This is a genomic window from Pseudomonas marginalis (assembly GCF_008692035.1).
GTDB lineage: Bacteria > Pseudomonadota > Gammaproteobacteria > Pseudomonadales > Pseudomonadaceae > Aquipseudomonas > Aquipseudomonas marginalis.
Map to the genome: position 1 here is coordinate 1,104,358 of NZ_VTFG01000002.1, position 14,136 is coordinate 1,118,493.

The window sequence follows — 14,136 nt, forward strand, 5'->3', positions numbered from 1 at the left end:
CCAAAGGCGAGTCAGTTTCGTACAATTAACAATTCATCGAAACACTCGAGCCCATCAAAGATACTGGGAGACTCAAAGACATCATGCATTGCGCGCACTTTCTCTTCGGAAACTTTATCGTTTGAACTTCGAAGACTGTTACGCTCGATTAAGACATCCAATGCAACAACAAAAACAACCCCCACCACTTTTATACCATCCCGGCTAGACACCAACTCCAACAAATCAAATCTATCAACTTTCGTAAGATTACAAGCATCAAAAATCACAGAAAACTCCCCTCTACCGGTAAAGTTATCGCTCCACGTAGATTTACCACTTGCGGGAAGACCCATGGTAACAAACAACTCTATGTTGTTTTTTCTGTCGATTATCGCCCTCAATTCATTAAGCGCTTTAACCCATGCCTTCTTTAGTGATAACGCATCGTTTCCCTCGCGAAAACTGTCGGGACTTATAATTACTTTTAGATTATTTAAAGCCACGACATTGCTCGGTCGCCCAACAGCACTTAATGAGGCAATTTCAGAACCCTTAATTTCTTTTTCCAACCGTTCGACTTGTATTCGACTGGAAAGCAATAATTCGTCTAATCTTTTCTTTATCTCTCCAGATTCGCGCAATCTTTCAAGAAGCTGATAATTCTCAGTAAGAGAGTTTTTTAGCTTGTCCTCAATTGAGACTATATGTGCACTACCGGCAGGCGCAAGTTTATTTTTCTTGGATTCCTTTATTTCAGCACCTAAGGCAATCCATCGCTGGAGTAAAACCTTGTCGGGTGTATTGATCACACCATAAAAATACTTTCTGTCTATTTCAGAACGCTTAGCCACTGACGAAATTGTAATTTTGCGCCCTGTTTTTGCATACTCTTGTTGGAGTTCGTGAAAGCAACTAATCGCATGATCCAACTTTTCGTAACTACTGCTCATCGAATTTTCTCTACAACAGGAGCATATAACCTTACAAACTCACGCGCATCAGAGATTAAATGGAGACTCTGAGCAAAATCCTCTTCAATAGCCCCACGAAGAACATCATTGTAGAACTCCAATGACTGTTCCAAATCATTTAATTTGCAATCTGTGACTATGCACTTGTCACACTTCACGCCTACGCATTGGCTTACTATTGGAAGCGACTTGAGAAATATATCTGTTCCTGTCTTATCGTAATCCTCTTTCCCAATACCAACAACCTGTGAACAAGGTTTGCTATTCTCATCCTCGGGATCGAACGCACAGATTGCAAGCGGTGTTAAAAGGAAGTGCATAGACCCGAAACGAGCTCTCTCACGAAGATACTCACTCATTGAAGCCCCCAGGTCATCACCAGTCAGCCCTTCAAATATAGGATTATGTAGAATAGCGGCTTCGATTCGCTTACCTGCATTTCCCGCTAGTTTACCTTGTTGTGCAGATTTACTGATCCCATCAACCAAGTTTAGAGTCTGCTCAATCAACATTTCTTGTCGCGCACTCTGAATCAGGGGGTTATTTCGGAGATACATTTCTGTCATAGTAATAGACCTATGTGAAAACAAACGCATGACCAGCAGCGGCCCTAAAACAGGGCTATTTAAAACAAACCACCCTGCAATAGTTTTTCTGAATTGATGAGGATGCGGCTCATATGTAACTCCAGCAACTTTGGCAAACCCTTTCACATAATTAATTATGGTCTCCGCACTGACAGCATCTACAGCATGATCCTGTTTTTCATTAGCCATCAAAGGAGCTACAAGAATATTACCCCTCCTATTTACAGTCCCCAGTCGTTCAAGAATGCGCACGGCATCGAAAGTGATTTTAGGAACAGGGATAGTTATAACCTGCCCCTCGACGTACTCTTTACTAGTCTTTTTTATCGTAAGAGTCATTCTATAAAAATCATCGACCCCAATCGAATAGTCTTTAACACAGCAACCCACAAGCAAGCCGCGCAACTCTTGACTTCGAAGACCTGTTGTAAATAATATAATGGTAATAGCGGCTAATTTTATATCCGAGATATAGTCCTCAATTTTTTTTCGATCCAGCCTATAAGAGAACTTTTCAGGATAAGAAGGTGATGCATATTTCAAAAATTCCAGTCTGAACGGTAACCCTTCCTCAAGCTTTTCAATCGTAACTCCTCGCAAAGCGCACTCTTTTTCGAATGCACCTCTACTAATACCACTGCCGCTATTTTTCTTTAGTATTGTTTCATGCACTATATTGTAATAAATCGCTAACGACTCATTAAACTGCTCTACATACTCAGCAGCTGCATCTGCAAGTGGAAAAGCAAACTCCAAAGGAATTGGAAGCCAGCCAGAGTCTTCAGAATCGTCGGACTCTGCATCAGGAGATCCCAAAAGATCAGAAACTTTGTTACCATTTAGCGGATCAGAATAAAGCTTTAAAAAAGAAGGCAAAAACCCTTCAATATTTGAAATTTTCCACCACTCCGAGAGCAATCTGACCTTATCCCATTTCGTATTGGGGTGCCATTTTTCCAAACTTATATCGGAGTAAAAACCAGACAGCTCTGAAAAATCAAGATCACGAGGCAGCTTGAAATAACCTTGTTTTTTTTGCGAAACAAGAAATCCCTTTGCAGCGATCCATTGAACAAGCTGCTTACTAGATTCAATTATATTCTTAACCGTCCTCGGGGATCTATCTTGCACTGCGTACAGCCCGATGAGCGAGTAAACCAATAGCTTTAATAGAACAAGAAAAGGAAAAACACAGAGGCTTCCATTTCCAATAATTGCTTTAAAATGAATTCGCTCCGGCACGCCTTCTTTCCTGAAGTCCCAGACATCATGATCAAACAGGCTTAACTCGCTAACCCTAATTGTTGAAAATTCTTCTGCAATGTTATTGAGTTCTTTCCAACGAGACGAATAGCTCTCTTCCCTTTCCAACACATTGTAACTATCCTGGGCACCGACTTTCGGCTTAATACTCATCACGCCCCCCCTCGGAAAATAATTTTCGGAAGCCTCACTTCTCCTTTCTTAGCAGCTTCCCAAGCAGTTTCAACCATTTTTCTATCCTTCCATCCCGCTAAAACGTCGTGCGCACGCGCAAACTTTCGGCCATACTCTGTGTCCCAAATCTCACAAGACATCTCTAGTCGAAACTCTTCATATTGAAGGATTCGTTTGGCAATTCTTGGAAGATGAACGTCAAAAACTCTGCTTTGACTACAACCCAGACATAGGTCGTACTCAGCACAACTCACAGCATCAGATGCTACCGCGCCTTCAAAATCTGGTTTTTGAGGATCTGCACAAGCAGTAAGTAGCCCTGATACTCCGTCAACTGGTACGTGCTCACGTCTCAGCCCCCTAAATTTTCGCGCCTGCGTTAGATATTTATTCTGTAAAGTATGTATACCAAGCTCAAGTGCAACCTTTGGCATCCCTAGAGCCAAGTAACTTCCTAATGTTGTATCAAATGAACTATGACTCAAAGCTGACTTTAGACTTTCTGCGAGTTCCTGATGGTTGTTTACATCACTTATCGCTTTGAAAAACTCTTTAGCCGCAAAAACCTTTCGGAAACGTCGAGAATCCAACGTTGACAAGCGTTCTTTATTGAAATCGACTTCGTCTGCTCCAGACAACTCCCAAACAGTATGGCGTGTCAGAAAGGACTTGCTGCAATGATGGAAAAACATATCTGATTCATTAAAAGAGCAAGCTCCATTATTCCCAAAATATAACCACATATTACGGCTCAGTTCTGAATCCGTTATTGTCGCAAGCGGTTCGATATACCAGAGCAAGAACTCTAATACTGGATAAACCCCATCATCAGAAATTTGAATGTACGTATCTTCAGCAACTGAAGTCCCCCGTCCTTTACCTCTTCCCTTATACCCTCGCACCCAGATTTTGTCGTTTGAAAGTGGATCTTTACATTTAAGAGGAGAGAGGTAATCTGCACCGACCTTTTGCTTGCTTTTCCAAGAGAGCACTGTTTCTTTATTTTTTCCAGAACAAATCAAAAAGAATAGAAAAAAAGGAAATAATGAATCTCGGGTTGGAATCTCTTTTTCTGCTAGCCTCTTATAAGGTTCAGCAGTTTCAGTTTCCAAACCATATAAAACCGGGGGAACAAGCGATAAGAAATCCTCTCGAGCTATTTCGTTAAACTTAAAAGACCTATATGCTACATAATTGAACTTTCGCCGACCACTCGAATCGTACAAGACATCTCCAACCGCATCACCTCGAAAAGAACAAGAATCAAAAAACTCCAGAAGAATCCATCGCCAGTCGTGCGCCTTTAACCTATCTTTTATATTAGGAAGCCCCTTACGAAAAGCATCCAAATAAAGCGACTCCAATCTTGTGTTTTCGATATCAGTAATGCACGCACTAATAAGTTGATACATAACAGCATCGCTGTATGCAGGAAGGTGCTCACTTGGATCTGATGAATAGATTGGCACTGTAAACACTGCGGGCAACAATTTGCTGCCCATCATTTTTTCCACTATCTTACATAATCTCCTAAACAAAGCCGACTTGTAACGACTTTTCATCTTTACATGTCTTAAACTATTGCGCCATTCGCATAAAATTTTAAAATTAAGATCCTTCGAGCTATCCAGCTTAATGTCGCTATTCCTACAATGGTCTAAAAAAGCGCCAATTGCGTTTCTAGTGTATGAAGCTTCTGATTGGGAAATACGTGTTTCTAAACAGTAAGTTTTTAGGCTTATCCCCAATGCATTGACGAGCCAAGGATATTGATCGCCATACTCGGAATAGAAGAAACGATGTTCGTTGTTACCTTCGGTCAATAATTCTTTGTCGCTAGCCAAATTCCCATCGATCGTCAACGAGACGACCTGACCTTTCTGTACTCCATTCTGGGGTACCCATTGCCAAACACTCGAGAACGGATAAAAACCTTCGCTGTCCTTTGGGTCGAATCGCCGCTCTGTGCCCTTGTTTAGGAGAGCTTGCTCGACATCGATCTTTACACGCTTGCGGCCCATGGCTACCCCTCAGATCAACAGATTTCGAGAGTATAACTTTATGAGCCAGGGCGCCAAACCCGGCCACGGCGGCATCCTGCCCAAGCACAAGGTGACTCAAGAGATTGCCGAAACCCGCGGGATCCTGATGGGCGAAGACTGCATCTCGCCGTCGCGTCACAGCGCGTTCTCCACGCCCATTGAGCTGATGCAATTCATCGCCCAATTGCGCGAACTGTCCGGCGGCAAGCCGGTGGGCTTCAAGTTCTGCCTGGGTCACCCCTGGGAATTCATGGGCATTGCCAAGGCCATGCTCGAAACCGGCATCCTCCCGGACTTTATCGTCGTCGACGGCAAGGAAGGCGGCACCGGCGCCGCGCCCGTGGAGTTCACCGACCATATCGGCGTGCCGCTGCGCGAAGGCCTGCTGTTCGTGCACAACACCCTGGTGGGCCTGAACCTGCGCGACAAGATCAAGCTCGGTGCCAGCGGCAAGATCGTCAGCGCCTTCGACATCGCCAGCGTGCTCGCCATCGGCGCCGACTGGGCCAACTCGGCGCGCGGCTTCATGTTCGCCATCGGTTGCATCCAGTCCCAAAGCTGCCACACCAACAAATGCCCGACCGGCGTCGCCACCCAGGACCCATTGCGCCAACGTGCCCTGGTGGTACCGGACAAGGCCCAGCGCGTATTCAACTTCCACCGCAACACCCTCAAGGCCCTGGCCGAGATGCTCGCGGCGGCAGGCCTGGATCATCCGTCGCAGCTGTCGGCCAAGCATCTGGTACGACGCATGTCGGCCACCGAGATCAAGCTGTTCTCGCAGTTGCATGTATTCCTCAAGCCTGGCGAGTTGCTCACCGGCGAAGTGAATGGCGAGTTCTATTCGCGCATGTGGCAGATGGCGCGGGCGGACAGTTTTGAACCCCATGAGGTGGTGGCTGCATAACCTGTAAACACCCTTTCCTGCTGAACCGGACCACCGACGGCATCGTAGAAACAAGGAGATTCACATGCCGTTACTGGACTTCGCTGCACTCGCCGGGCAACTGCCTGACAGCTGGAAATCGATACGCCTGGGCCAGGTCGGCCCGGCGCGGATCAAGATGCTGCGCATGGATGAGCAGGCTTACGAAGCAGAAGTGCACGACTACAACGAAGGGCTACTGGTGATCAGCGGCCATTTGCGCCTGAGCATCGCTGATGAAGAGATCCACGTAGAGACCGGCCAGATGTACCTCGTGGAAGCGGGCACCGCTCATGCCGTACTTCCAGGTAGCCAGGGCACCCTGGTGATCATTGACGTCTAGAGACATTCAGTAATACCCAACCTTTGCAATTGCTTACAAATACCGCCAACCTGCGCCCGCCCGACGTGCGGCGTACGACAACCTGCGCGCTCGCCGGTCATTACTAAACCTTTTGTTCAAGAGCCCGCTGCCATGCTGAACGGACGCGACCCACGCATCGATTTTTTTCGGGGCCTGGCGTTGATCTTCATTTTCTGGGATCACGTCCCCCACAATCCTCTCGGCCAGATCACCCTGCGCAATTTTGGTTTCAGCGATGCGGCCGAGGTCTTCGTATTCCTCGCCGGTTACGCCGCGGTGCTGGCCTACGGCAAGATCCTGCAACGCGACGGCTACTGGATTGCCTCGCTGAAAATCCTGCGTCGCGCCTGGGTGTTGTACGTGGTGCATATCTTTTTGCTGGCGATGCTGATGGGCATCGTGTTCTTCGCCAACAGCCATGTGGAAACCCGCGACCTGGTCGAAGAGATGGGCCTGACGCACTTCGTCACCCACCCGCAACAGGCCCTCACCGACGAGCTGCTGCTACGCTTCAAACCCAACCTGATGGACCCGCTGCCGCTGTATATCGTGCTGCTGGCGGGGTTGCCGCTGGTGTTGCCGCTGCTGCTGCGCAGCACCTGGCTGGTGGTGGCCGCGTCGGCGGCGGTGTATCTGCTGGCGCCGTGGATGGGCTGGAACCTGCGGGCGATTGCCGACGGCGTGTGGTACTTCAACCCGGTGACCTGGCAGTTCCTGTTTATCCTCGGTGGCGCGGCGGCACTGCAGGCCAGTCAAGGGCGACCGCCGGAACAACGCCCACTCAAGCGCCAGCCGTTGTTCATGGCGGCGGCGGTGTACACCGTGGTGGCGTGTGTGCTGACCCTGTCATGGCGCTGGCCCGAGGTGCATGACGCGTTGATGCCGTCGTGGCTCAGCGACCTGATCTACCCCATCAGCAAGACCGACCTGTCGCCGCTACGCCTGCTGCACTTCCTGGCCCTGGCCTATGTCACCGCCAAGCTGTTGCCGGGTCGTGGCTGGACGCAAACCTGGTGGGCGCAACAAAGCTGTCGCATGGGCCGCTACTCCCTGGAGGTGTTCTGCCTCGGCGTGCTGCTGGCACCGCTGGCGGACATGCTCAACGCCCAGGTCGAGGATGCCTGGCCGATGCAGGTTTTCAGTGCATTGCTGGGGCTGGCGCTGATGGCCGGGCTGGCGGCGTGGCTGGAGTTCAACAAGCGCCTGGACCTGGCCCTGCGCGGCGAGGCGCCGGCCTTTAAATAGATAGCCCCAGCGCCGGTATGCGTGATGCTTCCATCTGCCTTCCACTTATCGTGAAAGGTAGAGCGCATGCCGACTCATCAATTACTCAACGGCCTGTCCGGCAATCTGCAATCGAGCACCACCTGGGCCCAGCAACAGGCGCTGGAGCTGATCCAGCGCAATATCCTGCAAGCCCTGGAAGGGCTGGACGCCGAGGAAAAAACCCGCTTCCTGCGCCTGCAACGCAACGCCCTGGCGGCCATGGCGGCGGTTGAAGCCGAAAAGGAACGGGTGGTCCGCAGCTTCAAGGCAGATGGCCTGGCGCAGTTGCGCGACCGGATCGGAGGGCGCGATCCGGAGCAGTATCGCTTCGAAACCACCTACCTGGAAAAGATCGAGCAACCGCTGCCCTGGGACCGGCAGCCGGGCAGTCACGTGCGGGTACCGCGGCGCTCCGACAAGGATCTGCGCTTTATCGAACACATCAAAAGCCTCTCGCTGTGGGAGGCCGCCTGCCTGAATTTCGGCTTCACCGCCTCGGTCCGCCAGGACTCCGGCTACAGCCTGGTGGACGCCAGCCGTGTGGTCGGGCCCGGTGACGATCGCAGCCTCACGGCGCAGGCGTTCATCGCCATTGCCCGCGAGCTGGACCTGGGCCACCAGTTACAGGTGAAGATCAAGGCCAGCCTCGATGAAAACGGCACGCTGCGCCGCTTGATGGGCGAGGCGGCGCTGGCACTGCTGCAGTTCGATGTGCTTGACGCCTGGCGCAATCGCGCCCGCAACGGCCTGACCCGCGAGATGTATGACAGCCTCACCGCATCGATCGACGGCAGCGGGTCGCAACTGCCGGTCGACCGCCTGAGTCTGACCTCGGGCGTCACCCCTGTCATCGCCGTGCCCTTCGTCACCTGGGAGAGTGCCATTCCCGTACCGCTGCTGCTGATCAGGGTCGCCAGCCTCGGGGTGCTGTCCTATTTTCCGTTCCGCCCCGGCGGCGCGCTGCGTTACCACAGCGATGCGCGCGCGGCAGAGGTGGATTTTCGCCAGCAGCTGCTGGACAGCCACCAACAAGGCGACCTGGGCTGGTTTTCCCGGCAACTGCCCCTGGTGGGGTTGTCGGTGTTCCAGTCGTTGCTGACCCGGCAACCCCGCCCCGAGGGCATGAGCTGGCTGGCCGAGCGGCTTTACGATGGCTTTCACGCGGCCTTCCCGGAGCGCACCCTCAACGACATTCGCTTCTCCACCGACCCGCACGCCGGCCCCGCCGTAACCCTGGTGCAAGCCTTGACTTACCGGCAGATCCAACGCTGCCAGGCCGACCTCGACACCCTGGCCAACAGCCGTTCCGAAGCCGACTGGCAGGCGGTCCAGGACGCCACCGCCGCCGTTGCCGCCGAAGTCTTGCAAGTGCTGCTCACGCCCTTGCCCGGCGGGGTCACGGGGATGAACCGGGTGATGCAGCTGGCCGTGCTGGGCAGCATGACCTACAGCGTCAGCGTGGGCCTGAATGAAGCGGTCAAGGGCGAGGCCAGCAGCTTCGCCTCGACCCTCAGCGATGTCGCCGACCTGGCCATCAGCGGCCGCTTGATCAGCGTCGCCGGCAGCGCCCATCGCCAGCGCATGCTCGGGCACCTGCAACGGCTGGGCAACCCGCGCAAAGTCACGCGTCCCGACGGGGTGGAAGAGCTGTGGAAACCCGACGCACGTCCCTACGCCCATCGCCAGCAGTACCTGCTCGAGGGTCAACGCGCCGACGCCCTGTGCGTGTTCACCGTGCAAGGCCAGCAATACGTCAAGCTGCACCATGACAGCCAGACCCTGGTGGCCGAGGTCGCCCACGACCAGGCCACCCAGCGCTACGTCCTCAAGAACGGCAGCAGCCCCTATAAGCCACCGATTGTCTTCAACCCGGCGCTGCAAGCCTGGACCTTCGACCTGCACAACACCCAGGCCCTGTCGGATGCCCAGTTGCTGCAACAGATGCTGCCCGATGGCTCATCGCTGATCGCGCGAGCCGACCTGGAGCGGATGCTGCGCAGCACAGCCACCTCCCGCGCCACCCTGGAGGACGTGTGGCGCGGCGAACCGGCCCCGTTGAACCTGATCGAAGGCGTGCGCCGCCTGCAAGCCGACCAGGTGATCGAGCACATCATCAACCGCTTTCATGAAGCCGGCTATCTGCCCCCCTATGGCGACAGCGTGGTGTTATGCCTGCTGACCCAACTGCCCGATTGGCCCGCCGCCACCTTGCTGAGCATCAACGACCCGCAACGCAGCGTGATCGAAACCTTCGGCAAGACCGAGCCGACGGTGCCGCGCCCGACAACGATCACCCTCGTGCGCGGCGCCGACCACCGCTACCAGGTCGAAGGCGACGGCGGCCTGCCGCCTTACCGGGCCGACCCCTTGCTGGGCCTGGTCATCAGCCTGCAACCGAGCACCTCGCTGCTGGGGCTCACGGATCAACTCGACGCCACGCTCGAACAGCGGATCCTGGCAGTACGGCGCGACGTCGCCGCCCTGGCACGGCGCGAACGCCTGGCCCTGTTCGCGGCCCTGGTGAACTACGCCGGCTATGAAAAACATGAGCTATTGCCGCCCGCCAATGTGCGGCGTTTCCTGCCGGTCAAGGCGTCGATGCCCTTGGTGGCGGTTACGCCGCTGCTGAAAAAACTGCGCGACCTCAACAGCCCGCTGTCACCGGCCTTGCTGGAGCGCCTGCTGGCGCAGCATCCCCTCACCCCGCGCCAGCAGCAGGCCTATCTGCGTGAAGGCGGGCTGCCCACGGCCTTTGCCGAACTGTTGGACAACCACCGCACCGCCCTGCGCATCGACGCTGCAATCGATGCGCTGTACCACCCGCGCCAGTTCAACAACGATGCCGATCAATGGGCGCGGGAGTTCGCCTCGGCGTTGATACGCCGAAGCCTCAAGCGCGATTTCCTCATCACCGAAGTGGTCGCGGGACGCATCGCCAAACCCTATCGCTCCAGCGGCCCCGAGGACCTCACCGTGGAGCTGCGTCACTACGGCGAGGGCGTCTATGAAGCCTATGACATGCGCAATGCCGGCACGATTGCGGTGACGCCGGCGGTGGACAGTTTCTACCTGGCCATCGGTTCGGTACTGCAACCCCATGAGCGGCAACAATTGGGCATGCGCAGTGCCACCGACGCCAGGGGCCTGCGCATCACCCTGGGCGACTACATGAGCAACCAGCGCGGCCCGGAAGGCTTCGTCAGGCTGGCCGACGGTTCGCTGGCCCAGTACGAGCACACCCTGGCGCTGCCGACCAGCCTGCGGCCGGATGCCGAGGGTATTTTCCCCCTGGCCGGCGACCACTATCTGCCGCTGTTCGGTTCCTGGTACCGGATCGTCTATGACAAACGGCTGTTCAAGTGGCGGCTCAAACACCCGCAGAAGATCGGTGTCGACACCCCGACCCTGGAGCACAACGGCGAGGGCGCTTGGCGCCTGTCCAGCGAGAACCCCATGGGCTGGGACGACCACAGCCTGCTCTATCGCCTCGGGGGCGACCATTACACATTCCCCCAGGACACCGCCCGCAGCATTCTCGCCCTGACCGACACCCCGCCCCACGTGCTGCGCCAGATACACCGCAGCGGTCGGGCGTCGCCACCGTTGTTGGCCGATACCTGCAAGCGCTTGCGCATCGATCAGGAAATCAACCACTTCATCGAAGCGATGTATGAGCTCCCCAATAATTCCGCCACCGCTCCAGACCCGAACCTGCAACTGCTGGTGGTCTCCAGCCTGCCCGGCTGGCCCGACAGCCACGTGCTGGAGATTGTCGACCGGGATGCCCCGCTCAGATACCCCGCCCGTCATCGGACCGATGCCAAGGTGGTGAGCGCCACCGATAAAGACCTCGAGTCGGCCGGGCTGCTGGAAAAATTCATCGCTGACGATGACCTGACCCGGGCGCTGCTCGGCACGCTGCCGCAGACCGAGGAACAGCGCCTGTTCCAGCTGATCACCCGGATCGTTGGATACACCGACCGCGAGCGTTCGCAAATCCTCGACTCCTTGTACATGCGCAGCGAGACTGCGGGCAGCGAGCCGGAGCGCCGCTTCAAGACCAAGCACCCGGACCTGTCCACCAGCACGGTCAAGGCGATTCTCGGCCAGGCCTCCAAGCGCGAGCTCAAACAGCTGCATGAACATGACCGCCTGAGCCTGCGCCTGGCCGAACAGGCGCGCCTGAGCGGCCACGAATTACGCTTGAACCGGGCGTTCGAAGGCCTGTATGTGGATGCCTGCGCCAACGCCGACAGTGACCGGATCACCCTGTACCTGCTGCACAACCTGCCCGCCTGGCCGAAGACCCTGCGCATCGATGTGCGTGAACGGGACAATCAGGGGCGCCTGCTGGAAACCGCCGGCCATCGGCAGGGCTCCTCGCGCCGGACCGTGGCCAGGACCAATCGCGGTTACCAGGCCTACACCCCGCAGGGCGAGCCGCTGGGCCAGCCCTCGAACCGATTGCTGCGGGTGATTCTCAGCAGCTTGTCCGCCGACGAGCAGGCCTTGCTCGAAGTGGACAGCGAAAGCGGTATCGCCCAACTGCGCACCCAACTGGCCGAACTGGCCTTCGCACGCCGCGTGGAAATCAAGGGCCTGCTGGATATCCCCCATCTGCAACCCTGGATGCAACCGGCCATGGGGGTGGATCGTTCGTTCCTGGTGTATCCGTTCTGGCAGCGTATCTGGCCGTTTCGCGGCCCACGGCCGCCGGATCTGGTGGCCAAGGTCCAGGAGCTTTACCCGCACTTCAACAATGACGATGCACGGCGGATGCTCCAGTCCCTGAACATGACCGACCCGGAAAAACTCATCGAGCTGGAGCGCCGCCAGGCCGAGTACCAGGCCATGGATGTGGAACTGTCACGCTGGAGCGAAACCCTGCTGCCGGCCGACAACGAACTCAATGACCCGCTGGGCATGAACCGTGGCCGACGTCGCCATATCGCCTACCAACTGCGGGGCGCATGGCGGCGCGAAAACGCGACGTTCTATATCGCCGGCCTGTTCAACGTACCGTCACTGGAGTTGCAGCTGGACGACGAAGGCCTGCCGCCCGGCTCGTTCCTGACCGGCACCAGCGGCTTCAGCCACATCGAGTACCTGCGGATTTCCGGGAACGCCTTCCCCGCCACGGGGGCAGAGTTCCTGGGCAAATTCACCCAGCTCAAGGCCCTGCGCATCGACTGTCGCCTCACCGACTTGCCCAGCGCGATCACCGACATGACCTGGCTCACCCACCTGGACTTGAACGACAACGACCTGCGCTTGACCGAAGAGTCGGTACAGCGCCTGGCCACTATGGTCAACCTGCAGAAACTCGACCTGAACGACAACCCGGACCTGACCCTCACCCCGGATGTCAGCCGGATGCTGCAGCTCAATACCCTGCGCCTGGCCAACACCGGCATCACCCAGTGGCCCATCGGCGCCAGCGCGCTGCCGGTGCTGACCGAGCTGCACTTGCAGTCCAACGGGATCAGCACCATTCCCGACGAAGTCTTCAGCAACCCCTGGTTGCAAATGGCCAATCGCAATACCCTGCTGCACGAAAACCCGCTGTCCGCCGAGACCCTGGCAAGCATCGACGCCTACCGTATCGCCACGGGTATCCGCCTGGGCGGTCAACTGCGCACACCGGCCCATGCCCCCGTGGCGCCGAATGACTTCGATACCTGGCTGACCGGCGTCGCGGCGCAGGACGTGGCGGCCCGCCGACAACTGTGGGAGCAACTGAAGACGAATGAAACAGCAAGTGCCGATGATGTGTTCCGGGTCCTGCGCGACCTGAAGAGGACCCACGCCTACCGCAACACCACCTCAAGAACGCGGCTGACCGAGCGAGTCTGGAGCCTGCTGATGGCGATGGGCGAATCGACGCAACTGCGCAACACGATCTGCCTCAATACCTACGGTTCAGGCAATTGCGGCGACAGCGTGCTGCTGGCCTTTACCAACATGGAATTGCATCACCGTATCCACCAGGCCAAGCTGCAACCCAGGAGCTACCTGGCCGACCGGGCCTTGCTGGAACTGGCCAAGAGTTGCTTCTACCTCAATCAGCTCGACCACTTTGCCGACCAGTTCGTGCTGGCGCGCGAACGGGCCGACCTGGACGCCGATCCCGCCGAGGTGACCATTTACCTGCGCAGTAAACTGGCGCGGGAATTCAACTTGCCGTTTTATCCACTGGAGCTGCTGTACAGCGTGGATGACTATGTGACACCGGCGGTGATCGACGACGCGCGCCGGACCCTGCGCAGGCTCGGCCAGTCACCGGCCTTGCAGGAAGCGATCCTGGCCACCGAGTTCTGGATCGAGTACCTGGCCAGCAGTGAGCCGGAGGCCTTTTTCACCGTCAAGGACACCATCACCTACAAAGTCAGCGTGCTCGATCGGGCATTGTCGGACAGGCGTTCGGATGAATACCTGGAGCGTCGCCAGCAATTGGCCGACGAGGAAGCCAACGAACACAACCGCCTGGTGCGGCAGTTGACCGAGGGCACGCAACGCACGTTGCAGCGGGTCTGAGACCGTGCGGGCCGACCTGTCGTAACAC

Annotated in this window: 6 protein-coding genes and 1 pseudogene; 4 read left to right on the top strand and 3 right to left on the bottom strand. The window is 56.0% G+C overall.

Annotation, left to right across the window (positions count from 1 at the left end; all coding sequences use genetic code 11):
- Positions 1-11: 11 nt before the first annotated feature.
- Genes FX984_RS25320 through FX984_RS25330 form a run of 3 tightly spaced genes read right to left on the bottom strand, consistent with a single transcriptional unit; the run spans position 12 to position 4,998 of the window.
- Positions 12-932 (bottom strand): hypothetical protein, encoded by a 921-nt coding sequence (locus tag FX984_RS25320; RefSeq protein ID WP_146475955.1) that lies wholly within the window; start codon positions 930-932, stop codon positions 12-14.
- On the bottom strand, positions 929-2,956 hold the full coding sequence (locus FX984_RS25325) for a tyrosine-type recombinase/integrase (protein ID WP_146475957.1): 2,028 nt from the start codon (positions 2,954-2,956) through the stop codon (positions 929-931). The genes FX984_RS25320 and FX984_RS25325 overlap by 4 nt, the downstream gene beginning before the upstream one ends.
- The gene (locus tag FX984_RS25330; RefSeq protein ID WP_146475959.1) at positions 2,956-4,998 is read right to left on the bottom strand and encodes a hypothetical protein; all 2,043 of its coding nucleotides are present in this window, start codon (positions 4,996-4,998) and stop codon (positions 2,956-2,958) included. Before FX984_RS25330 ends, FX984_RS25325 begins: the two co-directional genes overlap by 1 nt.
- Positions 4,999-5,038: 40 nt before the next feature.
- Here FX984_RS25330 and FX984_RS25335 point away from each other — a divergent pair.
- From FX984_RS25335 to FX984_RS25350, 4 genes and pseudogenes are all read left to right on the top strand, one after another.
- A pseudogene (locus tag FX984_RS25335) lies at positions 5,039-5,926 on the top strand (glutamate synthase-related protein); the annotation flags it as partial.
- 64 nt (positions 5,927-5,990) lie between these two features.
- A complete protein-coding gene (locus FX984_RS25340; protein ID WP_027604626.1) occupies positions 5,991-6,287 on the top strand; it encodes a cupin domain-containing protein in 297 nt (98 codons plus the stop codon).
- A 132-nt stretch (positions 6,288-6,419) separates the two neighbouring features.
- Positions 6,420-7,553 (top strand): OpgC family protein, encoded by a 1,134-nt coding sequence (locus tag FX984_RS25345; RefSeq protein ID WP_092356297.1) that lies wholly within the window; start codon positions 6,420-6,422, stop codon positions 7,551-7,553.
- A 66-nt stretch (positions 7,554-7,619) separates the two neighbouring features.
- Positions 7,620-14,108, top strand: a complete 6,489-nt coding sequence (locus FX984_RS25350) for an NEL-type E3 ubiquitin ligase domain-containing protein (RefSeq protein ID WP_146475960.1) — start codon at positions 7,620-7,622, stop codon at positions 14,106-14,108.
- Positions 14,109-14,136 lie beyond the last annotated feature (28 nt).